Source organism: Campylobacter sp. RKI_CA19_01128 (assembly GCF_025771175.1).
GTDB lineage: Bacteria > Campylobacterota > Campylobacteria > Campylobacterales > Campylobacteraceae > Campylobacter_D.
Map to the genome: position 1 here is coordinate 37,401 of NZ_JAKMPU010000004.1, position 20,915 is coordinate 58,315.

Genomic DNA, 20,915 nt, shown 5'->3' on the forward strand with positions numbered 1-20,915 from the left:
AATTTTACTTTACATCACAAAAATAGTTGGTACTATAGTCGGATATTTTTTGATTTTTCTAAAAATATGCTTTCTTAGTACTTGTCTAATTTGAGCTTCTAAAACTTTTGGATTATCTAAAATTTCATCTTTTACATTTGGGAAAAATTGACTTAAAACATCACTCATTTCTTTTGAGAATGCTCCATCTTGTTTATCAGCTACCAAGCCATAGCTAAATACTCTTGGTTTATTAATAAGAGTTTTACTTGCTTTATCAAGCTGGGCAATGATGACAACTATACCGCTATCTGCTAGTTTTTGTCTATCAATTACCACATCATATGCGATTTGTTTGTTGATTTGATTATCTACAAAGACTTTTCCTGTTTTAACTGTTTTAACGCGTTTGATGTATTTTTGGCAAAGCTCTACTTGATCCCCATCACTCATTAAGTAGATGTTTCTTTCAGGTATGCCACATTTTAGAGCGGTTTCTTTGTGTTTATTGATATGATTATACTCTCCATGCACTGGTAAGAAAAATTTAGGTTTTACTAAAGTTAGCATGAGTTTTTGCTCTTCTATACTAGCATGTCCGCTTACATGAATTTCACTAAATTCTTGATAAGCTACTTTAGCTCCTGCTTTTAAAAGAAAATCAAGCACAGCAGAAACATTTGCTTCATTACCTGGTATTGCTTTAGCTGAAATGATAACTTGATCGCTAGGTTTGATTTTGATAAATTTATGCTCATCAGTTGCCATTCTATATAAAGCACTCATAGTCTCACCTTGACTTCCTGTCGTGACAATTAGCACTTCGTTGTCTTTGTATTTGCTTACTTCATCAGCGTCAATGAAAATTTTTCTATCAAGTTTGATATAGCCAAGCTCCATAGTGGTATAGAGATTTCTTTCCATAGAGCGTCCTATAACACACACTTTTCTGCCGTATTTTAAACCATAGCTAATAGCTTGATATACACGGTGGATATTAGAACTAAAGGTGCTCATGATTACTCTGCCTTTAGTTTTGGCAAAAATTTGATCAAAAGTAGGTCCTACGGAGCTTTCACTTTTTGTATAACCCTCTTTATATGAATTTGTGCTATCACTTAAAAGACAAAGCACGCCTTCTTCGCCATATTGAGCTAAACGACTTAAATCCGTTGGATAGCCATCAATTGGTGTTTGATCTATTTTAAAATCGCCAGTGTGTATGATGGTTCCTGCTTTAGTTTTAATAGCCAAAGCACAAGCGTCGATGATAGAGTGGGTTATGTGAATCCATTCTAAGTTAAATTCACCTATTTCATAAATTTGTCTTTTTGTTATAGGTCTAAACCATTTACGCTCAGCTTTTAAACCATGTTCTTCAAATTTATTTGAAATCATACCTAGTGCTAAAGGTGTTGCGTAGATAGGAAATTGAAATTCTTTGAAAAAATACGGCACAGCACCAATGTGATCTTCATGGGCATGAGTGATGATGATAGCGCGAATTTTGTTTTTAATTTTTCTTACATAGTCAAAATCAGGTATGATAATATCTACTCCATGCATGGTTCCATCTGGAAAACTCATACCTATATCAACGATAATCGCATCGTTGTTGGTTTCAAAAACAGTGATATTTCCACCGATTTCTCCAAGTCCACCCAAAGGTGTAATACGAATTTTATATTCGCTTGAGTTGTTGTGTTTTAAAGGGTGGAGTCTTAGCTCGTGCATGATTTTATTAGCTTCTATGCTTTTGGCAAGTTCTATTTGCCATTCTTCATTACCACTTAATTTAGAAGGTAAATTTCTATTTTTTTTCTTTTTCTTTTTTTCTTCGCTAGCTTCAGTTTGAGTATTTTCTACTTTTGTTTCGTTTTTAATTTCACTATTTTGCTCTTGATTTTGTGAATCTTTTTTTCTTTTGTTTCTAAATTTATTAAATCTTTTAGCTTTATTTTGTTCTTGAGTTTTGTTTTCTTCGCTCATAGTCATCCTTTAAATAGTCATAAATTTTAAGGTATGAATCAACGCTAATTTCATGAGCTCTTGAGGTAGAAGAGATGTCTAGTGCTTCAAATGCTTTTAGAATTTTTTCTTTTTTATTTTTAAAATTGGATAAGAGTTGTTTTCTAGGATTTTGAAAACAAGCTCTAAGAAATTCTTTAAAAGCTTCTATATTTTCACATTTTTGCTGATAATGAGTAGTTTTTATTAACTTCATTACAGCTGAAGTAACTTTTGGTGGAGGATTAAAGCTTTGTGGTTGTATATCAAAAAGCATTTGTCTTTGGCATATTAATGCACAAAGCACCCCTAAAGCCGAAAAATTACTTTCTTTTTCATTTGCACAAAATTTCTGTGCCACTTCTTTTTGCACCATTACTATAAGCCCAAGGCAATTTTGATCTTCTAGGGCTTTTAAAATCAAATTTGTAGCAATATAATATGGTAAATTTGCTACCAAAAAGTACTCTTTATCGCTTAAACTTCCTTGATCAAAAGCATCACTTGCATTTTGATGGATAAGCTCAAAATTTCCACCTTCAATCTCATTTTGAAATTTTTTATTTAAAATAGGAATCAAATCTTTATCAATCTCATATGCTCTAATATGAGCTTGTGGGATTTTCAAAAGTTCTTGCGTTAAATCACCTAAGCCAGGCCCAATCTCAACTATATTTTTAGTATCTTTGGGTATGGCTTGGATGATTTTATCTACCACGCTTTTATCACATAAAAAATTTTGTCCAAAATGTTTTTTTGCTTTTATCATAAATTTATTTTATCTAAAAAATATTAATTATAGCATTATTTTAAGCGCTAATTAGATAAAATTTGAATTATTTTTTATAAAGGTTATTTTTTGAAAAATCTTATAGTATGTGCAGGAGGAAATGAGGATTTTAAATTTGCACAAAGTATAGGCATAGGTTTGGTTAATTCTGCTTTTTCTCTAGGTAAAATTTTAAGTCAAGTAAAAGTAGATAGAGTGATTTTTATAGGCACATGTGGAATTTACCAAGAAGGAAAAATTTTAGACATTTATGAAAGTTCTAACGCAGCGAATTTAGAATACGCAGATTTATTTGATAGTTTTTATACGCCTATATCTAATGAGATTAGATTAAATGTTTCACATGAAACTATGATTAATTCTTCAAATTATATTTGCAAAGATGAAAATATCGCCCAAGAATTTTTTAAAAAGGGCGTACATATAGAAAATATGGAAGCATACGCGGTGCTTTCTTGTGCAAAAATGCAAGGGATAGAAGGAATTTGTTATTTATGTGCGACAAATTTTTGTAATGAATTGGCACATGAGGATTTTTTAAAAAACCATCAAAAGGCAAAAGAATTATTAAAAGATTTTTTGTTAGATAAAAAACTTATATAGGAAAAAAATTGAGTGAATTAAAAAATATATTAGACTTTACTAAAGAAGAATTAGAAAATTTAGTCCAACCAAAATTTAGAGCAAAGCAAATTTTTGAATGGGTATATAAAAAATATGCAGACGATTTTTCACAAATGTCATCTTTACCAAAAGACTTTAGGGTGTTTTTGCAAGAAAATTTTCATTTTTCACCTTTAAAATGTGTGAAAGATGAAAAAAGCAAAGATGGGAGTATTAAATATCTTTTTGAACTTCTAGATGGTAAAAAAATAGAAGCTGTTTTGCTACCAATGAAAGAAGAACTTGTAGATGAAAATGGAAAAATCATCAAACATGCAAGATATACTATTTGTGTTTCCTCTCAAGTGGGGTGTAAAAGTGGGTGCAGTTTTTGTCTGACTGCTAAAGGCGGTTTGAAAAGAAATTTGACTGCAGGAGAAATAGTAGGACAAATTTTATGGATTAAAAAACATAATCACATTCCTTATGAAAGAAGGGTTAATATAGTTTATATGGGTATGGGAGAGCCTTTGGATAATCTCAAAAATGTTTCTAGAGCAGTTAGAATTTTAGCCGATAATGATGCCTTAGCGATAAGCCCTAGAAGACAAACTATAAGTACAAGTGGTTTAGCAAAACAGATCAAAGAGCTTGGAGAAATGAATTTAGGTGTACTTTTGGCTATTTCGCTCCATGCTGTAAATGATGAGCTTAGAAGTGAATTAATGCCTATTAATAAAGCTTATAATATAGCAAGTATTATGGAAGCGGTGAGAAATTTTCCTATAGATCAGCGTAAAAGAGTGATGTTTGAATACCTTTTAATTGATGGGATAAATGACAAAATAGAGCATGCCAAAGAACTAGTTAAACTTTTAAATGGCATAAAAGCTAAAGTAAATTTAATACTTTTTAATCCACACGAAGGAAGTTTATATAAAAGACCAAGTGTTGAAAATGCGGTTAAATTTCAAGATTATTTAAGTGCAAAAGGTGTTACTTGTACGATAAGAGAAAGTAAAGGACTTGATATTTCAGCTGCATGCGGACAGCTTAAAGAAAGGCAGAGTAAACAATGACTTTTTTAGATATAGCACAGCTTATTTTTATAAGCATAGTGGTGATCATAGGACTTGGTGGAATTATTTATGTATTAAAAAATGAAGATAAATGATTAGTTGATATATCAATATTGCTTATCATGATTATATATCATCATGGATAGTGTTATCTTTAATGGTATAGAGAATTTTAAACTATAATTTCTTTTAAAAATTCACCTTTTATATCTTTTTGAGATTGTATCAAAAATTTTTGATTTTTATATGTAAATTCTAAGCTAAAAGAGTGTAAAAGCAGTCTTTTAGCACCTGTGATTTGAGCTCTTTCGATATCACTCATTTTTCCATCAAGTATTTGCTCTATTTGTGTTTTTTCTAAACCATATAAAGGTTCACCTAAAATTTTATGTTTCACATGAAACAAATGTAGTCTTATTTGGTGTTGTCTTCCTGTTAGAGGTTTAGCTAAAATTAAACTGGCATCTGAATTTTCAAAATATTCTAAAGTGTAAAATTGTGTTAAAGCTTCTTTGCCATTTTCACAAATATGCATCCTAGTTTTGACTGCATCATAGTCTTTAGCTAAATTCATGCTTTTATCTACTATAAATTCTTTTTTAGTTTTTCCTTTTACTAGAGCAAGATAGTTTTTTTGCACTAATCTTTTTTCAAACATGGTTTTTAACTCAATTTGTGCATTTTTATGTTTAGCTATGAGCAAAAGCCCGCTTGTTTCTTTATCTAGTCTATGAGCCACGCAAGCTTTTTCACCCCATAAATGCCAAATTTCATCACAAAGACTATAAGTGCAATTGCGTCCATTAGGATGAGTTAGCACTCCACTTGGTTTTTCTACGATGGCAAAATCTTCATTTTCAAAAACTATTTCTAATCCTTTGGGGTTATTTTCATATACGATTAATTCCACTAAGCCATCTAAAAATTTGTTTTTTTCTTCTACCAAAATTCCATTACAAAATAGTCTTTTTTTATCAATGAGTTTTTGTGCTTCACGCATAGAGATTTTTAACTCATCCATAAGCAGTCTAAATGCCTTTTTTTCATTATTTGCTAGTTTCTTTTTTATATATGCCATTTAATAACTTTCTTAGGTAATTTATAATAAAATTCAAGCTATTTTTTCATAAAAAATTATATAAAAAAAGGTCTTGAAAATGGTTGAAAGATATAGTAGAGAAATCATGGCTAAAAAATGGGACATGCAAGCAAAATATGACGCATGGTTAAAAGTGGAATTAGCTGCTGTGAAAGCGTGGAATAAACTTGGTCTTATTAAAGATGATGATTGTGAAAAAATTATAAAAAATGCAAAATTTGATATAGCAAGAATAGATGAAATAGAAAAAACTACCAAACATGATGTTATCGCTTTTTTAACTAGTGTAAGTGAAAGTTTAGGCGAGGAAAGTCGCTTTGTGCATTATGCGATGACAAGTTCAGATTGTATTGATACTGCAGTTGCTTTGCAGATTAAAGATAGTTTAGAACTAATCTTACAAGATTTAGATCAAGTTTTAGCAGCAATTAAAACAAGAGCATATGAGCATAAAAACACCTTAATGGTAGGAAGAAGTCATGGAATTCATGGAGAGCCTATAACTTTTGGCTTAGTCTTGGCTATTTGGTATGATTCACTAGTTCATGCAAAAGATTTAATCATTCATGCAAAAGAAGTGATTAGCTATGGAAAAATCAGCGGTGCTATGGGAAATTTTGCTCATGCTCCGCTTGAATTTGAAGAAGAAGTTTGTAAAAATTTAGATTTAAAGCCAGCACCAGTTTCAAACCAAGTTATACAAAGAGATCGTTACGCACAAGTTATCTCGGCTTTAGCTATTTTAGCTTCAAGTTGTGAGCAAATCGCTGTTGCTATCCGCCATTTTCAAAGAACAGAAGTATATGAAGCTGAAGAATACTTTTCTCAAGGACAAAAAGGAAGTTCAGCTATGCCTCATAAAAGAAATCCTGTTTTGAGTGAAAATATCACCGGTCTTTGTAGGATGATAAGAGCTTATGTAACACCTGCTTTAGAAAATGTAGCATTGTGGCACGAAAGAGATATATCACATTCTAGTGTAGAAAGATTTATATTACCTGATGCTTTTATCACGACTGATTTTATGCTTTCAAGATTATGTGGTGTGATAGAAAAGCTTTTGGTGTATCCAGAAAATATGATGAAAAATTTAAATTTAACCGGAGGACTTGTATTCTCTCAAAGAGTGTTGCTTGAACTTCCATTTAAAGGTATAAGTAGAGAAGAAGCTTATAAAATCGTTCAAAGAAATGCTATGAAAGTTTGGGCTGATTTGCAAAATGGTAAGCCTGCTTTAAATGAAAAAGGCGAGAGTTTGTTTTTGCTAGCTTTATTAGCTGATGAGGATTTGAAAAAGTCTTTAAGTGAAGCAGATATTAGAAATTGCTTTGATTATAACTACTATACCAAAAATGTAGATAAAATTTTTGCAAGAACTTTTAAATAATAAACTAGGGGTTGTGAGTGAAAGTATTAAAAAGAAATGGTAGAACTGAAGAATTAGATGTTTCTAAGATTAAAAAATATACCACCGATGCAGTGGCAAATTTAGAAAATGTTAGCCAAAGTGAGCTTGAAGTAGATGCAAAAATTCAATTTCGTGATGGCATAACAACAGAAGAAATCCAACAAACTCTCATAAAAACAGCAGTAGATAAAATAGATATTGATAGACCTAATTGGACCTTTGTTGCTGCAAGATTATTTTTATATGATTTGTATAAAAAAGTAAGTGGTTATAGTGGTTATAAACATTTAAGAGAATACCTTGAAAAAGGTGAAAAAGAAGGTAGGATTTTAATCGGTTTAAAAGAAAAATACGATTTAGATGATCTTAATGCTTATATCAAGCCAGAACGCGATTTGCAATTTACTTATCTTGGTATAAAAACTTTATATGATAGATATTTGATTAAAGATTCTAAGGGTATGCCTATAGAATTACCACAACAAATGTTTATGGCTATTGCGATGTTTTTAGCGCAAAATGAGTTAGATTCTCAAACTTGGGCTAAGAAATTTTATGATTTAATCTCAACTTTTGAAGTAATGCTTGCAACCCCAACCCTTTCAAATGCAAGAACCACAAGACATCAATTAAGTTCATGTTATATAGGAAGCACGCCTGATAATATAGAAGGGATTTTTGATTCTTATCAAGAAATGGCACTTTTATCTAAATTTGGTGGTGGTATAGGCTGGGATTGGTCTAAGGTGCGTGCTATGGGTGGAAGTATAGATGGGCATAAAAATGCAGCAGGTGGGATCATACCATTTTTAAAAATCACCAATGATATAGCAGTAGCTGTTGATCAACTTGGTACTAGAAAAGGTGCAATTGCTGTATATATTGAACCTTGGCATATGGATATTAATGACTTTTTAGATTTGCGTAAAAACTCAGGTGAAGAAAGAAGAAGAGCACATGAGCTTTTCCCTGCTTTGTGGATTAATGATTTGTTCATGAAAAGAGTAAGAGCAAATGACAAATGGACGCTTTTTGATCCTGCTGATACAGCAAGTTTGTGTGATTTATACGGTGAAGAATTTGAGAAAAAATATGAAGAATTTGAAAAAGATGAAAGCATAGTCAAAGAAATTGTTGATGCTAAAGAGCTTTGGAAAAAAATTCTTTTATCTTATTTTGAAAGTGGCTTGCCGTTTTTATGTTTTAAAGATAGTGCAAATAGAACAAATCCAAATTCTCACGCAGGAATTATAAGAAGTTCAAATTTATGTACAGAAATTTTTCAAAATACAGAACCAAATTATTATCAAATCAAAATCGTATTTGATGATAAAACAGAACTTCATTTAGATGAGGATGAAGAGCTTACAATAGATGGAGGATATAAAAAGCTTGCTAAAAAAGTTTCTACTTTAGATAGTATTAATGGTAAAAAAGTCTATATAGTAGAAAAATACAAAAACGAAGGAAAAACCGCAGTTTGTAATCTTGCAAGTATAAATTTAAGTAAAATCAATACCAAAGAAGATATCCAAAGAGTAGTGCCAACAGCAATAAGAATGCTTGATAATGTGATTGATTTAAATTTTTATCCTCATGTAAAGGTTAAAAATACCAACCTAAAATCACGTGCTATAGGGCTTGGTGTAATGGGTGAAGCGCAAATGCTAGCTGAAGCTCAAATTTATTGGGGTTCTAATGAACATTTTGAAAAAATTGATCGCATTATGGAAATGATTAGCTATGAGGCTATTTTAGCTAGCTCAAATTTAGCCTTAGAAAAAGGAAGCTACCCTGACTTTGAAGGATCAAATTGGAGTAAAGGTATAGTGCCAATTGATGTAGCAAACGAAAATGCCAAAAAGCTTACCGCAAGTGAAGGTTTATTTGATCAAAGTGAGTGTGATTGGGAAAAATTAAGAGAAAAACTAAAAAGAGATGGTATAAGAAATGGTTATTTAATGGCTATAGCGCCAACTTCTTCTATTTCTATTTTAGTGGGTACTACTCAAACAATTGAGCCTGTATATAAAAGAAAATGGTTTGAGCAAAACTTAAGCGGTATGATACCAACCGTGGTGCCAAATCTAAGTGCTAATACTTGGCAGTATTATACTCCTGCTTATGAGCTTGATCAAAAAATCTTAGTAAAAGCAGCAGCGATTCGTGGTAAATGGATTGATCAAGGTCAGTCTTTAAATATCTTTGTTTCTTTAGATAAAGCAAGCGGTGGATATTTAAATGAAATTTATCAACTTGCTTGGGAATTAGGTGTTAAATCAACTTATTATCTAAGAAGCGAAAGCCCTGATAGTCAAAAAGTAAATGATGATGTGGTTGATAGAACTATAGAATGTGAAGGTTGTCAATAAAAATGGAGAAGCAAAATGTATACAAAAAATTCACTACCGGAGCTTACGCTTAGGGGTATAATACTAGGAAGTATTTTAACGATTATTTTTACTGCCTCAAATGTATATTTGGGGCTTAAAGTTGGTCTTACTTTTTCTACTTCTATTCCTGCTGTTGTGATTGCAATGGCTGTTTTAAAAATATTTAAGGACTCTAATATTTTAGAAAATAATATGGTTCAAACTCAAGTTTCAGCCGCAGGTACGCTTTCGGCTGTGATTTTTGTTATACCAGGTCTTTTTATGTGTGGATATTGGTTTGAATTTCCACTTTGGCTTACTTTTATGCTCTGTCTTTGTGGAGGTGGATTGGGCGTGCTTTTTACTATACCTTTGCGTAGAGCTATGGTGGTAGAGAGTAAATTAGCTTATCCTGAAGGAAGAGCTGCTGCTGAAATCTTAAAAGTAGCTAATAAAGACCAAGCTGATAAAAAAGGAAAAGTAGGCTTAAAAGAAATCACACTTGGCGTGGTTTTTGCTTCTGTGATAAGTCTTTTTTCAAGCGGTTTTAAACTACTTTCAAGTGGAAGTAGTTTTGCGCTCATCTGGCAAAAAATGACTTTTGGCTTTTCTATGGGCTATTCAGTAGCGCTTTTGGGTGCTGGATACTTAGTAGGTATAGCTGGAGGTGTTGCGTTGCTTGTGGGTATGGTGCTTGCTTGGATGGTTTTTGTTCCATATTTTTCTGCTAAAGAAAGTTTTGACGCGAGTTTAAGTGCACTTGATATAGCTAATCAAATTTGGGCTCAAAAAGTGCGTTTAATAGGCACAGGAGCTATTGCCATAGCAGCATTATGGACTTTAATAGAGCTTGCAAAGCCTGTATATGATGGCATGAAAAATATGCTTAAAAAAACCTCGTTAAATCTTTCACAAGATCCTAAAGATATGGATTTATCTTTAAAAGCTATGCTAGGTTTATTTGTACTTATGTGTATAGGTTTGTTTGTCTCATTTTACGCTTTTGTGGCTGATTCAAATTTAGCAAGTGGCTATCAAATTCTTTTTGCCTTAGTAGGAACTTTAGTGGCTATTTTTATAGGCTTTTTTGTAGCTTCTGCTTGTGGATATATGGCAGGTTTGGTGGGTTCATCATCTTCTCCTATTTCGGGTATAGGGCTTATTGGGATTATGATTTCTTCTTTGATTATTTTACTTTTGGGTTATCAAGTAGATTTATTTAGTGATCCTTTGATGTCTAAATTTGCCATTGCTTTTGCTATATTTACTACCAGTGTTATTTTAGCAACTGCTGCTATTTCTAACGATAATTTACAAGATTTAAAAACTGGCTATTTAGTGGGTGCAACTCCTTGGAAACAGCAAATTTCCTTGATAATAGGTTGTGTGTTTGGAGCTTTAGCTATCGCTCCTGTTTTAAATTTATTATATCAAGCTTATGGTTTTGTGGGTGCAATGCCAAGAGAAGGAATGGATGAGGCAAATGCACTTGCTGCTCCACAAGCAAATTTGATGAGTACTATAGCACAAGGTATTTTTAATGCTAATATCGATTGGAGTTATATTATAGCGGGAGCTTTTGTGGGTGTTGGTATAATCATCATTGATCGTTTATTAAGAAAGAAAAATATGTCTTTGCCACCTTTAGCTGTGGGTATAGGTATATATTTACCACCTGCTGTTAATATGCCTTTGTTTATAGGTGGATTATTAGCGTATTTAATCAAAAAGCGTTTAGAGCAAAGATATGCTAAAAATGCTCATAAAAAAGAACTCATTCAAGAGCATGAGCAAAAAGGAACCTTATTTGCCTCTGGTTTGATAGTAGGTGAGAGTTTATTTGGAGTGTTAATAGCTGGTTTAACCGTGCTTTCTATTAGTAGAGGTGGGACTGAAGATCCACTTGCTATTGCAACTTCATTTAAAGATGATGGGATTATAGGTTTTGTAGTTTTTGTAGCGATTATGCTAATTTTTGCAAGAAGAGTACTTAAAAAATGAATTTAGATTATTATTATGCTTTGATTTTAGGAATCATTGAGGGTCTGACAGAATTTTTGCCTGTTTCATCTACAGGGCATATGATCTTGGGTGCTGAAATTTTGGGTTTAAATATAGATGATTTCTGGAGAAGTTTTTTTATCATTATTCAACTTGGTTCTATACTAGCGGTGATTTTTATTTTCAAAGATAAACTAACTCAAAAACTTGATATTTGGTTAAAACTTGCTGTGGGCTTTTTGCCCGCAGGTGGAGTGGGTTTTATAGCATATAAGTTTTTAAAAGAGATATTTAATGGCTATACTGTGGCTACTATGTTAATCATTGGTGGGATTGTTTTTATCATCATAGAGCTTAAACATAGAAAAAAAGACTATGATATACATTCTTTAGACGAGGTAAGTTATAAACAAGCTTTTTTGATAGGTTTAACTCAAGCTCTTGCTATCATACCAGGTACTTCAAGAAGTGGAGCAAGTATTATAGGCGGCTTATTGCTTGGGCTTGATCGTAAAGTGGCTTCTGAATTTTCATTTTTACTTGCAATTCCTACCATGATTATTGCAACAGCTTATAGCATTTATAAAGAACCACAGGTTTTAAGTAATATGAATAATTTCGTTCCTTTAGCCATAGGTTTTGTAACAGCTTTTATAGTGGCTTTTGTGGTAATAAAAATATTTTTAAAATTAATCAGCAAGATAAACTTCATACCTTTTGGAATTTATAGGATAATTTTAGGTTTTGTATTTTTATACCTTTTTATGAGTGGTGCTTTAGATATATCAAGAACGGGTGTTTGAAATATAAAAATATCCTTTATTTAAAAAAAGTTTAAGTTTTTCATAGCTAAAATTAGTCTTATATTTTAATTTAAGCTCACAAGGTTAGTGAGTGTTAAGGGTAGAAATGACAAAAGATATAATTGCATATGCAAATAATGAAACTTTGGTAGATACTCAAAGTTTTAACAATGATACAAATTTAACTCCGATTTATTTTGATAATTCTAAAGAAAGTTTAGAAGTTATCCGTCACTCTTGTGCGCATTTAATGGCTCAAGCGATTAAAAGTCTATATCCAGAGGCTAAATTTTTCGTAGGACCTGTGATAGAAGATGGGTTTTATTATGATTTTAGAGTTGATAGCAAGATTTCAGAAGAAGACTTAAGCAAAATCGAAAAGAAAATGAAAGAACTAGCAGAAGCAAAGCTAGACATCATAAAATACGAACTTTCAAAGACTGAGGTTAAAGAAAAATTTGCTAATGATGATTTAAAACAAGAAGTTTTACTAAGAATTCCTGATGGAAAAGTAAGTATTTATAAGCAAGGCGAATTTGAAGATTTATGCCGTGGGCCTCATGTGCCAAATACTAGATATTTAAGATTTTTCAAGCTTACTCGTGTAGCGGGAGCGTATTTGGGTGGCGATGAAAAAAGAGAAATGCTCACAAGAATTTATGGTACTGCTTTTGCAGATAAAGAAAGTTTAAATGAATACTTAAAAATCATTGAAGAAGCTAAAAAAAGAGATCATAGAAAACTTGGTAATGAAATGAAGCTTTTTGCCTTTGATGATGAAATAGGCGGTGGGCTTCCTATATGGCTTAGCAATGGTGCAAAATTAAGAAGTAAATTAGAGCATTTGCTATATAAAGCACATAGATTAAGAGGCTATGAGCCTGTGCGTGGGCCTGAACTTTTAAAAGCTGATGCGTGGAAAATTAGCGGGCATTATGCAAACTATAAAGAAAATATGTATTTTACGCAAATTGATGAGCAAGAATACGGCATTAAGCCGATGAATTGTGTAGGGCATATTAAAATTTATCAAAGTGATGTTAGAAGTTATCGTGATTTACCTTTGAAATTTTTTGAATATGGCGTGGTGCACCGCCATGAAAAAAGTGGAGTTTTGCACGGGCTTTTTAGGGTAAGAGAATTCACTCAAGATGATGCGCATATTTTTTGTATGCCAAGTCAGATAAAAGAACAAGTTTTAGAAATTCTAAGCTTTGTTGATACTTTGATGAAGGCTTTTGAGTTTGATTATGAAATGGAAATTTCAACACGCCCAGCAAAAGCAATAGGCGATGATGAAATTTGGGATATAGCTACAAAGGCTTTAAAAGAAGCTTTAGATGAACAAGGTTTAAAATATGGCATTGATGAGGGCGGTGGAGCTTTCTATGGCCCAAAAATCGATATTAAAATCACTGATGCACTAAAAAGAAAATGGCAGTGCGGAACTATACAAGTGGATTTTAACTTACCAAGCCGTTTTAAACTCGAATACACAGACGCAGATAATGAGAAAAAGCAACCTGTAATGCTTCACCGTGCTATTTTGGGTTCTTTTGAAAGATTTATAGGAATTTTAGTAGAGCATTGTGCGGGTGAGTTGCCATTTTTCATAGCACCAACTCAAGTAGCTATAGTGCCTATTTCGCAAAATCACCATAATTATGCAAAAGAAATAGCAAGAAAACTTTTAGAACTTGGCATTGATAGTGAAGTGTATAATAAAAATGAAAGCTTAAATAAAAAAATCCGCACCGCTGAAAAAGCACATGTGCCTATGATACTTGTTTTAGGTGATGAAGAAGTAGCAAACAAAAGTGTGGCTTTAAGAGATAGAAGAGCAAAAGAACAAAAAACAATGACTTTAGATGAATTTATAACCCTAACAAAGGAGAAATTAAGTGAGGTACGCTTTTGAGTAAAGAAAAAGAAGTATTGCTAAATGAAGAAATTCAAGCAGATGAGATCAGATGTATAGGTGATGATGGCAAGGTTTATGGCATTATTAGTAGTGATGAAGCACTAGATATAGCAAATAGACTAGGGCTTGATTTGGTGATGATAGCCCCTGAAGCCAAACCACCTGTATGTAAGATAATGGATTATGGAAAATTCCGTTATCAACAAGAAAAGAAACAAAAAGAAGCAAAGAAAAAGCAAAAAGTTATTGATATAAAAGAAATCAAACTTTCTGTGAAAATCGCTCAAAATGACATTAATTATAAGGTCAAACATGCAAGTGAGTTTTTAGAGCAAGGCAAGCATGTGAAATTTAGAGTGTTTTTAAAAGGTCGTGAGATGGGCTCTCCTGAAGCAGGGGTAGCTTTGCTTGAAAAAATTTGGCAAATGGTTGAAGATATAGCAGATAGAGACAAAGAGCCTTTACTCGAAGGACGCTATGTAAATATGCTAGTAACTCCTAAAAAGAAAAAATAATCACAAGCCTTTTTAAGGCTTGTATTTTAAACTTATGCTAGAAGAAAATCCACAATTTTTAAAAGAACAAATCATAACTTATCTCGGCAATAAAAGATCTTTGCTCGAGTTTTTAAATCAAGGCTTTAAATTCGCACAAAATGAGCTTAAAAAAGACAAATTTAGTTTTTGTGATGTATTTAGTGGCTCTGGGGTAGTTTCGCGTTTTGTGAGGCCTTATGCGAGTTTTATCATGGCAAATGATTTGGAAGATTATTCTAAAATCATCAATGAGTGTTATTTAAGCAATCAAAATGCACAATTTTTACAAGAATTACAAAAATATTATGATTTTTTAACTTCTGATTTAAAACTCAAAAAAGGCTTTATAAGCAAGCTTTATGCGCCAAGTAATGATGAGTATATTCAAAAGAATGAAAGAGTTTTTTACACACTTAAAAACGCTATGTATTTAGACTCTATGCGAGAAAAAATTTCAAGCCTGCCAAGTAATATACAAAAATACTTCATCGCACCGCTTATCTATGAAGCAAGTGTGCATGCAAATACAAGCGGGGTTTTTAAAGGCTTTTATAAAGATAAAAATGGCATTGGTAAATTTGGAGGAAATGGAGCAAATGCGCTTAGTCGTATAAAAGGCGATATAGCTTTAAAAATGCCTATTTTTTCAAATTTTACTTGTGAGTATGAGGTTTTTCAAAAAGACGCAAATATTTTAGCTAAAGAGCTTGATAGCTTTGATGTGGCGTATTTAGACCCACCTTATAATCAACACCCTTATGGGTCAAATTATTTTATGTTAAATTTAATTGCTAATTATAAAAAGCCAAAGGAAATTTCAAAGGTTTCTGGCATACCAAAAGACTGGAACCGCAGTGCTTTCAACAAAGAAAAAAAAGCCGAAGATGCTTTGTTTGATTTGATAAATGATTTAAAAGCTAAGATTGTATTGCTTTCTTATAATTGCGAGGGTTTTGTAAAAAAAGAAAATTTCACAAAAAGACTTCAAAGTCTTGGAGAATGTTTTGTGCTTGAGCAAAAATATAATGCCTTTAGAGCCAGTAGAAACCTCTCTAAACGCTCTATGCATATACAAGAACAACTCTATGTATTAAAAAAACGCTAATCTTGCATGTATGCATTTAACTGCTCAAAAAGCTTTTCTTTTAAAGCAATAGGTTTGTTTATTTTAATATATGGTATCCAATATCTTATCAAATTTAAAAGTTCATCATCATAAGTATAAAATGCCTTGATATAAATAAAATTCTCATCCTCATCTATAAATTCGTATTTAGTAAGGGCATTTTTTCTTAAGAAATATTCTTTAGCTTTTTTATCAAGTTTTAAAATAGCTTCTTTGTTTTCTTTACTAATCCAGTTGCTTTGATCTTTTTGAATTTGTTTTAAAAACTCTTCTTTTGGGGTAAAAAATTCTTTTTTTTCTACTTTTAGTTGTGTAATTTTAGAAAAAGTAAAGGTTTTTAAAGCATCGTTTTCATCTGCTAAAAGATACCATATGTGATCAATATTGATGAGTTTGTATGGATTAGCTTTTCTGTGTTTTTCTTTGTAGTAAAAACTAATGGGATATTTTGCTATGATAGCTGCACTTAGTTCTTCAAAAACTTCTCTATCAAGTGTTTCATAGCTTTGGGTTTTGACTAAAAAGGCTTTATTGATTTTTTCATTAAGCAAGTCGTTTAAAAACTCTTTATCTAAACTAGGATAAAGCCTACCTATACCGCTTAAAATAGCAAAATTTTGTATATCTTTAAAGCTTAATTTTCCTAAAACATAGCCTTCTAAAAAATACTTTCCATTCTCTTTTTTTATAGGGATAAAAGCAAGGCGTTTATGTAAGTCTCTTTGTATGGTACGAATGCTGACATTAAATTCTTGCGCAAGCTCTTTTAAGCTAAAACGCTCTCCATTGTTTAAACACTGCAGTATAGAAACTAAACGCGTAGAAAGCTTGTCTTTTTCCATATACAACCTTTTTTTATTTTTGTTTATTTTAGCAAATCTTTGATGTTTTGTTTGATTGTTTTTGGATCGTTTTCATAGGTAGTTAAAAGCTCTTGAATAAGCTTTAAAAAATCATTAAAATCATCAGGATTTTCTTTTTTAAATTTAAGTACTCTATCTAGGATGATAAAAGCAGCTTCGGTTTTGTCGTTTTCTTTTTCATAAAGCTCTTTTAGCTCTAAAGCAAACTTGGTGTAAGTATAAGCTTGCTTTGGCTTTGAGATGATGTTAAAGATGTTTAATTTATAACTAAAAAGCAATGAAAAAAGTTGGGGTAGTTTGTTTAGCATGGTTTATTGTATATATTGCAATAAAATTGCTATTATTGCAATCCCCAAAGATGTAATAGAAACTATTTTTAATATATTATTATCTAATAGATTTTCGTGTTTTTTTATTACAGTTTTTATATTTTCCAATTCCTGCATAATATCTTTCGATAAATTTGCTATTTGGTTTTCATATTTTTGCATAAATTCATTTTGTTGCATTGATAAATTGTCGATTTTTTTTGAAGATAATAGTAAATCTTTATTAAGTGAGTTTATTTTATTTTCTTGTAACTCAATAGTTTCGGTGAAGTTTTTTTGTTGTTGTTTAATTAGATTTACTTCATCTTCATTTTTTTCTATTTTTATTTGAATTTCTTGAAAATGTTTTGTATGATCTTGCATTTGATTTATTACAATATCTGTAAGTTCATTATATATTTCTAAAATTTCATTTGTATCATAAGATAATTCTGTAATGCTAGTCCTATAATTTTCATTTGTTTTGGAAATTATTAATTGTAGATCGTTGATTGTGTCATTTATAAATTCTATGCTATAACATGTGAGTTTTATAACTTCTTGAATTAAATCATTTTGTGCTTCAATAGCCTCTATATTCATCATGTTTAATTCTATTAGAATATTTATTTTTTTAATCTCTTCACTATCAATAAAAATTCCAGCAAAAGGTATATTTTTTGCCATATTTTCCAAAAAAGTATTTTTAGTATTTTTAGCTAATTTTGCAACTTTTTTTGCCTCTATGATTTTTTTAGAAGCTTTGTGAATTTTATTATTAAGTATGTTAGCTACTTCTTGCGAATTTGCATTTTTATTAGGTGTATTTGTTTTTGTTAAACATTCATGTGAATTTATTATACTAATTTTATGTTTACTTTTACTATAACTAATCATGCAATTCCTTTAGATCAAGAATCTTTTTCTTCAGATTAGATATTTTAGTTTTTCTTTCCTCGTCCATCTTTTTATAAGTATTTAGCTCTTGAGTGAGATTGTTTTGTAGTATTAAATTCTTTTCTTTTATAGAATTTATTGCATGTGTTAAAAAAATATATGCATCATCTAGCATAAGCCATGTTTGAGCTATTTTACAATTTAAAATAACACCACTTTGAGTAACAAGCTGTAATCGTAAATTTCCTATTTTGGAGTTGTTTTTCCATTTATCCATATAAAAAACAACAATAGTGCTAACAATAGCTCCAAAAGCAGCACTTATACTTAATGAAATTGCATCACCTATAGTTTCACTCGTAAATGGTATAGGTAAAGATAATAAAACATTAAGCCCAGGTATAGTTATAAGCCATTTATTTATCGCCTCACTTCCTAGCATTGTGAGTGAGGCGATAATACCTGCTGTAAAAATTTTAGCGGCCTCAAAATATATATCTTCTTTAGGCATATCTTTTGGAGGATTTATAATAATTTTTATCGCATTATATAAAGAAGTAAAGCCAGCACGAATAACTTGAACTATTCTTTTTAAAGTTGTAAATATAGTATTTATAGCAAATACAACTAAATTAGATAAAAATGCTTGAATTCCTGCCTCTAAAGAACTTGCAAAAATATTTTTCCATTTCTTTTTGATATCATCCCAAATGTAATGGATTCTATCTTTAAATCTTTTGAATATATCACTAAAACTCTCGTTTCCAAATTCTTTAAATGTTTTTCTAATTTCTATCATTAAGCTTTTGAAAAAGTCTCTTAAAATCATTCCAAGTGCTGAATATACAATCATTTTTGTAGAGTCTTTAGCTCCGGTTATCAAAGCTTCTTTGTAAGGTTTTAGGCTTGTATAGTAAATTTTATCAATTTCACTATCAATATGTTTTTTTTGATGATTATATTCTTCTATAAATTTTTCACCATCAATTTTACATTGCATATCCAATAATCTTTCTATATTTTTTTGATCTTTTAAGGATAGTTTTCCATTTTTTATTTCTTTTTCGGTTAATATTTGTATCTGTCCTTCTAATTTCTCTAAAGTTTTTGTTGCGCTATTATCTCTTTTAAAATTATTTATCTTAGCATCTGTTTTTTTTAGATTTTGAGGTGTATTAGCTAAAGATACACCATCAGCATTAGCTAAAATTCTTGCACGATCTTCATGAATTTCTTTGGCTGAAACAACATGATCCAGCTGAGTATTGTCTTTTGGCTTAATCATCTTTCCAGTTGCATAATCATATAATCTTCCCTCTTCTATTTCTTTTTTTAGTTTATTATTTATTTTATTGTATTCCCCATTATGATATTTTTTTGAACAGTATTTTTCACGTTTTTCATATTGTTGCTTATCGTTTTCGTTGGCATATATATCTTTCCTGGCATTATGTGTGGTGCTTACATTACCACCGTCTTGAGAATCTAGAACAATAGCAGCCAATCCAAAATGACTTGTTATAGCATCAAGTGCGTTTTGGGTGCATTGCTCAAAAAGTTTTTTACTTTGCTCTTTTGGTAGTTGTGTTTCTATGTTTTTTAGTTCTTGCAAGGCTTCTTCTAAGTTTTGATTTATATTAATTTTAAGTTGTTCTCTTTGTGATATCTCTTTCAAATCATTTTCTAAAAGTTCATAATCGTTTATAAGTTCTTTATTATCTATCATAGTGGTCTCTTTTATAATAGTTTTTGGTTGTTTTGTTTCATATTATAACTTTGTCGTAGATATGCTATTTGAATAACAGCTGGTATAGTTACTCTATAAGCAGGTCCTGCTATATCTATTGCAGTCCACATCCCTGTTATTGCCCATCCAATAGGACCAACAAAAATACTCATCGCTTTTGTTAAACTCACATTAACTACAGCTGACAATCCTCTGCCTAAAATTAATTTTGATATGGCATTTGCAACAATAACTATTAATTGATAGCTTTTGAAACCACCTTGTTTTATTAAAAATTGCATTGCTGCCATTGTAGATTGTTTTGTAAAAGTTGATAAATTTAAATTTAATTCTTGAGAAATTTCCTTGATTTGCTCTTTGCTCATTTGGTCTAAAGAATTTTCTAAAATTTTCATAAAAAGATTTATTTCTATTATCTCTGTATCGGAATTTTTATTATAATTAACTTTAAGTTTATCGGCTACATCGCATAAAATTTCTTTATAAAGTACACCTTTTCCCATTCTTAAGATATTTGCAAAGGTGTTTCCCCCAAAACACTGAAACTCATCTAAAATTAAATCTAAATACTGTTTGTGATCAGGATAGAATTTTTTATACAACTCATTTACTGTTATTAATTCCGTAAATCTTGTAGTATTATCTTTATCATGTGTAAGAATACTAACAAAATCATTTAATTCTTCGCTACTTAAGTTTCTCAAAAATTCCAAATCTTTGTCATATCTATATGCCATCTTTTTCCTTTCAATTTAAATTTTTATTATTATATCAATACCCCCCCCCGTATTGTCAAGATTTTGTTTAGTATTGTTTACTTTTAATTATCCTTGTAAGTATCATTACGCAGGCTAAAATTAGCGTATAAGAAACTACTACATTTATAATTCCGTATTTTTCTATTAAAAATAAACTTGGTAATATAACGCACCATAATATAAATATAAATAAAGCCCAAAAGGCTCCGCAAACTATAGCCCACATAGCAGTAGCTATCATAGCTATAACACCGACTATTATTGCCATTTGACTCCTTTATTGGATTTTATAAAAATAATAAAATCATATTTAACCCTTGTGACAGGTTGTGTCATAAAAAAATTTAATTTTTCTAAAGCATAGTTATAGTAAAATGATAGCTTTCTTTTATGAAAAAATTTATCCAAAGGATACACATGCCAAAAATGAAAAGCGTTAAAAGTGCTGTTAAACGCTTCAAAGTAGGTAAAAATAAAATCAAAAGAGGTGCTGCTTATAGAAGCCACATTTTGACTAAAAAACCTGCTAAAAGAATGCGTGATCTTCGCACTTCTAAGTATGTTCACTCAACCAATGTTAAAGCGGTTGAAAAAATGTTAGGAATTTAAGCTCGCTTA

General features: G+C 30.9%; 20 protein-coding genes. 11 read left to right on the top strand and 9 right to left on the bottom strand.

Annotated features, from left to right (window positions below; genetic code table 11):
• Positions 1 to 9: 9 nt before the first annotated feature.
• The gene (locus L8U98_RS03860; RefSeq protein ID WP_263724990.1) at positions 10 to 1,968 is read right to left on the bottom strand and encodes a ribonuclease J; all 1,959 of its coding nucleotides are present in this window, start codon (positions 1,966 to 1,968) and stop codon (positions 10 to 12) included.
• Complete coding sequence (rsmA, locus tag L8U98_RS03865; RefSeq protein WP_012660773.1) at positions 1,934 to 2,755, bottom strand: 16S rRNA (adenine(1518)-N(6)/adenine(1519)-N(6))-dimethyltransferase RsmA; 822 nt, start codon at positions 2,753 to 2,755, stop codon at positions 1,934 to 1,936. The genes L8U98_RS03860 and rsmA overlap by 35 nt, the downstream gene beginning before the upstream one ends.
• Before the next feature lie 90 nt (positions 2,756 to 2,845).
• Here rsmA and L8U98_RS03870 point away from each other — a divergent pair, with 90 nt between their 5' ends.
• Genes L8U98_RS03870 through L8U98_RS03880 form a run of 3 tightly spaced genes read left to right on the top strand, consistent with a single transcriptional unit; the run spans position 2,846 to position 4,553 of the window.
• A complete protein-coding gene (locus L8U98_RS03870) occupies positions 2,846 to 3,379 on the top strand; it encodes a purine-nucleoside phosphorylase (protein WP_263724991.1) in 534 nt (177 codons plus the stop codon).
• A gap of 8 nt (positions 3,380 to 3,387) precedes the next feature.
• Positions 3,388 to 4,458: a 23S rRNA (adenine(2503)-C(2))-methyltransferase RlmN gene (gene rlmN, locus L8U98_RS03875; protein WP_263724992.1), complete on the top strand. Its 1,071-nt coding sequence runs from the start codon at positions 3,388 to 3,390 to the stop codon at positions 4,456 to 4,458.
• Positions 4,455 to 4,553: a hypothetical protein gene (locus L8U98_RS03880; RefSeq protein WP_087685297.1), complete on the top strand. Its 99-nt coding sequence runs from the start codon at positions 4,455 to 4,457 to the stop codon at positions 4,551 to 4,553. The genes rlmN and L8U98_RS03880 overlap by 4 nt, the downstream gene beginning before the upstream one ends.
• Positions 4,554 to 4,630: 77 nt before the next feature.
• Here the strand turns inward: L8U98_RS03880 and L8U98_RS03885 are convergent, their stop codons facing one another.
• Entirely contained in the window at positions 4,631 to 5,536 is a 906-nt protein-coding gene (locus L8U98_RS03885) for an RluA family pseudouridine synthase (protein ID WP_263724993.1), read from the bottom strand.
• A 79-nt stretch (positions 5,537 to 5,615) separates the two neighbouring features.
• Between L8U98_RS03885 and purB the strand changes: the two genes are divergently transcribed.
• The 7 genes from purB (at position 5,616) to L8U98_RS03920 (ending at position 15,703) form a co-directional block, all read left to right on the top strand.
• Positions 5,616 to 6,944 (top strand): adenylosuccinate lyase, encoded by a 1,329-nt coding sequence (purB, locus tag L8U98_RS03890; RefSeq protein ID WP_263679287.1) that lies wholly within the window; start codon positions 5,616 to 5,618, stop codon positions 6,942 to 6,944.
• A gap of 17 nt (positions 6,945 to 6,961) precedes the next feature.
• Positions 6,962 to 9,337, top strand: a complete 2,376-nt coding sequence (locus L8U98_RS03895) for a ribonucleoside-diphosphate reductase subunit alpha (protein ID WP_263663691.1) — start codon at positions 6,962 to 6,964, stop codon at positions 9,335 to 9,337.
• 15 nt (positions 9,338 to 9,352) lie between these two features.
• A complete protein-coding gene (locus L8U98_RS03900) occupies positions 9,353 to 11,338 on the top strand; it encodes an OPT family oligopeptide transporter (protein ID WP_263724994.1) in 1,986 nt (661 codons plus the stop codon).
• Positions 11,335 to 12,141 carry an undecaprenyl-diphosphate phosphatase gene (locus tag L8U98_RS03905; protein ID WP_263724995.1) on the top strand — a complete coding sequence of 269 codons (807 nt, stop codon included), beginning with the start codon at positions 11,335 to 11,337 and terminating at the stop codon, positions 12,139 to 12,141. The genes L8U98_RS03900 and L8U98_RS03905 overlap by 4 nt, the downstream gene beginning before the upstream one ends.
• Before the next feature lie 106 nt (positions 12,142 to 12,247).
• Complete coding sequence (thrS, locus tag L8U98_RS03910) at positions 12,248 to 14,059, top strand: threonine--tRNA ligase (RefSeq protein WP_263663694.1); 1,812 nt, start codon at positions 12,248 to 12,250, stop codon at positions 14,057 to 14,059.
• Positions 14,056 to 14,577 carry a translation initiation factor IF-3 gene (gene infC, locus L8U98_RS03915; RefSeq protein ID WP_039617082.1) on the top strand — a complete coding sequence of 174 codons (522 nt, stop codon included), beginning with the start codon at positions 14,056 to 14,058 and terminating at the stop codon, positions 14,575 to 14,577. Before thrS ends, infC begins: the two co-directional genes overlap by 4 nt.
• A gap of 34 nt (positions 14,578 to 14,611) precedes the next feature.
• On the top strand, positions 14,612 to 15,703 hold the full coding sequence (locus tag L8U98_RS03920) for a DNA adenine methylase (RefSeq protein WP_263724996.1): 1,092 nt from the start codon (positions 14,612 to 14,614) through the stop codon (positions 15,701 to 15,703).
• Here the strand turns inward: L8U98_RS03920 and L8U98_RS03925 are convergent.
• From L8U98_RS03925 to L8U98_RS03950, 6 genes are all read right to left on the bottom strand, one after another.
• Complete coding sequence (locus tag L8U98_RS03925) at positions 15,700 to 16,566, bottom strand: helix-turn-helix transcriptional regulator (protein ID WP_263724997.1); 867 nt, start codon at positions 16,564 to 16,566, stop codon at positions 15,700 to 15,702. The genes L8U98_RS03920 and L8U98_RS03925 overlap by 4 nt on opposite strands.
• Before the next feature lie 23 nt (positions 16,567 to 16,589).
• Positions 16,590 to 16,895 (bottom strand): hypothetical protein, encoded by a 306-nt coding sequence (locus tag L8U98_RS03930; protein WP_263659202.1) that lies wholly within the window; start codon positions 16,893 to 16,895, stop codon positions 16,590 to 16,592.
• 3 nt (positions 16,896 to 16,898) lie between these two features.
• Positions 16,899 to 17,792: a hypothetical protein gene (locus L8U98_RS03935; RefSeq protein WP_263659201.1), complete on the bottom strand. Its 894-nt coding sequence runs from the start codon at positions 17,790 to 17,792 to the stop codon at positions 16,899 to 16,901.
• Positions 17,785 to 19,518, bottom strand: coding sequence for a hypothetical protein (locus tag L8U98_RS03940; RefSeq protein WP_263724998.1), 1,734 nt, complete (start codon positions 19,516 to 19,518; stop codon positions 17,785 to 17,787). Before L8U98_RS03940 ends, L8U98_RS03935 begins: the two co-directional genes overlap by 8 nt.
• Positions 19,519 to 19,529: 11 nt before the next feature.
• Positions 19,530 to 20,276, bottom strand: a complete 747-nt coding sequence (locus L8U98_RS03945) for a DUF3944 domain-containing protein (protein WP_263659199.1) — start codon at positions 20,274 to 20,276, stop codon at positions 19,530 to 19,532.
• 67 nt (positions 20,277 to 20,343) lie between these two features.
• Entirely contained in the window at positions 20,344 to 20,565 is a 222-nt protein-coding gene (locus L8U98_RS03950) for a hypothetical protein (RefSeq protein WP_263724999.1), read from the bottom strand.
• A 149-nt stretch (positions 20,566 to 20,714) separates the two neighbouring features.
• Between L8U98_RS03950 and rpmI the strand changes: the two genes are divergently transcribed.
• Positions 20,715 to 20,906 carry a 50S ribosomal protein L35 gene (gene rpmI, locus L8U98_RS03955; protein ID WP_039617094.1) on the top strand — a complete coding sequence of 64 codons (192 nt, stop codon included), beginning with the start codon at positions 20,715 to 20,717 and terminating at the stop codon, positions 20,904 to 20,906.
• Positions 20,907 to 20,915 lie beyond the last annotated feature (9 nt).

Bases quoted from the DNA above. Each gene is read 5' to 3' on its own strand.
- L8U98_RS03860 (WP_263724990.1), bottom strand. From the start codon at position 1,968: ATGAGCGAAGAAAACAAAACTCAAGAACAAAATAAAGCTAAAAGATTT.
- rsmA (WP_012660773.1), bottom strand. From the start codon at position 2,755: ATGATAAAAGCAAAAAAACATTTTGGACAAAATTTTTTATGTGATAAA.
- L8U98_RS03880 (WP_087685297.1), top strand. From the start codon at position 4,455: ATGACTTTTTTAGATATAGCACAGCTTATTTTTATAAGCATAGTGGTG.
- L8U98_RS03885 (WP_263724993.1), bottom strand. From the start codon at position 5,536: ATGGCATATATAAAAAAGAAACTAGCAAATAATGAAAAAAAGGCATTT.
- purB (WP_263679287.1), top strand. From the start codon at position 5,616: ATGGTTGAAAGATATAGTAGAGAAATCATGGCTAAAAAATGGGACATG.
- L8U98_RS03900 (WP_263724994.1), top strand. From the start codon at position 9,353: ATGTATACAAAAAATTCACTACCGGAGCTTACGCTTAGGGGTATAATA.
- L8U98_RS03905 (WP_263724995.1), top strand. From the start codon at position 11,335: ATGAATTTAGATTATTATTATGCTTTGATTTTAGGAATCATTGAGGGT.
- thrS (WP_263663694.1), top strand. From the start codon at position 12,248: ATGACAAAAGATATAATTGCATATGCAAATAATGAAACTTTGGTAGAT.
- L8U98_RS03920 (WP_263724996.1), top strand. From the start codon at position 14,612: ATGCTAGAAGAAAATCCACAATTTTTAAAAGAACAAATCATAACTTAT.
- L8U98_RS03925 (WP_263724997.1), bottom strand. From the start codon at position 16,566: ATGGAAAAAGACAAGCTTTCTACGCGTTTAGTTTCTATACTGCAGTGT.
- L8U98_RS03930 (WP_263659202.1), bottom strand. From the start codon at position 16,895: ATGCTAAACAAACTACCCCAACTTTTTTCATTGCTTTTTAGTTATAAA.
- L8U98_RS03935 (WP_263659201.1), bottom strand. From the start codon at position 17,792: ATGATTAGTTATAGTAAAAGTAAACATAAAATTAGTATAATAAATTCA.
- L8U98_RS03940 (WP_263724998.1), bottom strand. From the start codon at position 19,518: ATGATAGATAATAAAGAACTTATAAACGATTATGAACTTTTAGAAAAT.
- L8U98_RS03945 (WP_263659199.1), bottom strand. From the start codon at position 20,276: ATGGCATATAGATATGACAAAGATTTGGAATTTTTGAGAAACTTAAGT.
- L8U98_RS03950 (WP_263724999.1), bottom strand. From the start codon at position 20,565: ATGGCAATAATAGTCGGTGTTATAGCTATGATAGCTACTGCTATGTGG.
- rpmI (WP_039617094.1), top strand. From the start codon at position 20,715: ATGCCAAAAATGAAAAGCGTTAAAAGTGCTGTTAAACGCTTCAAAGTA.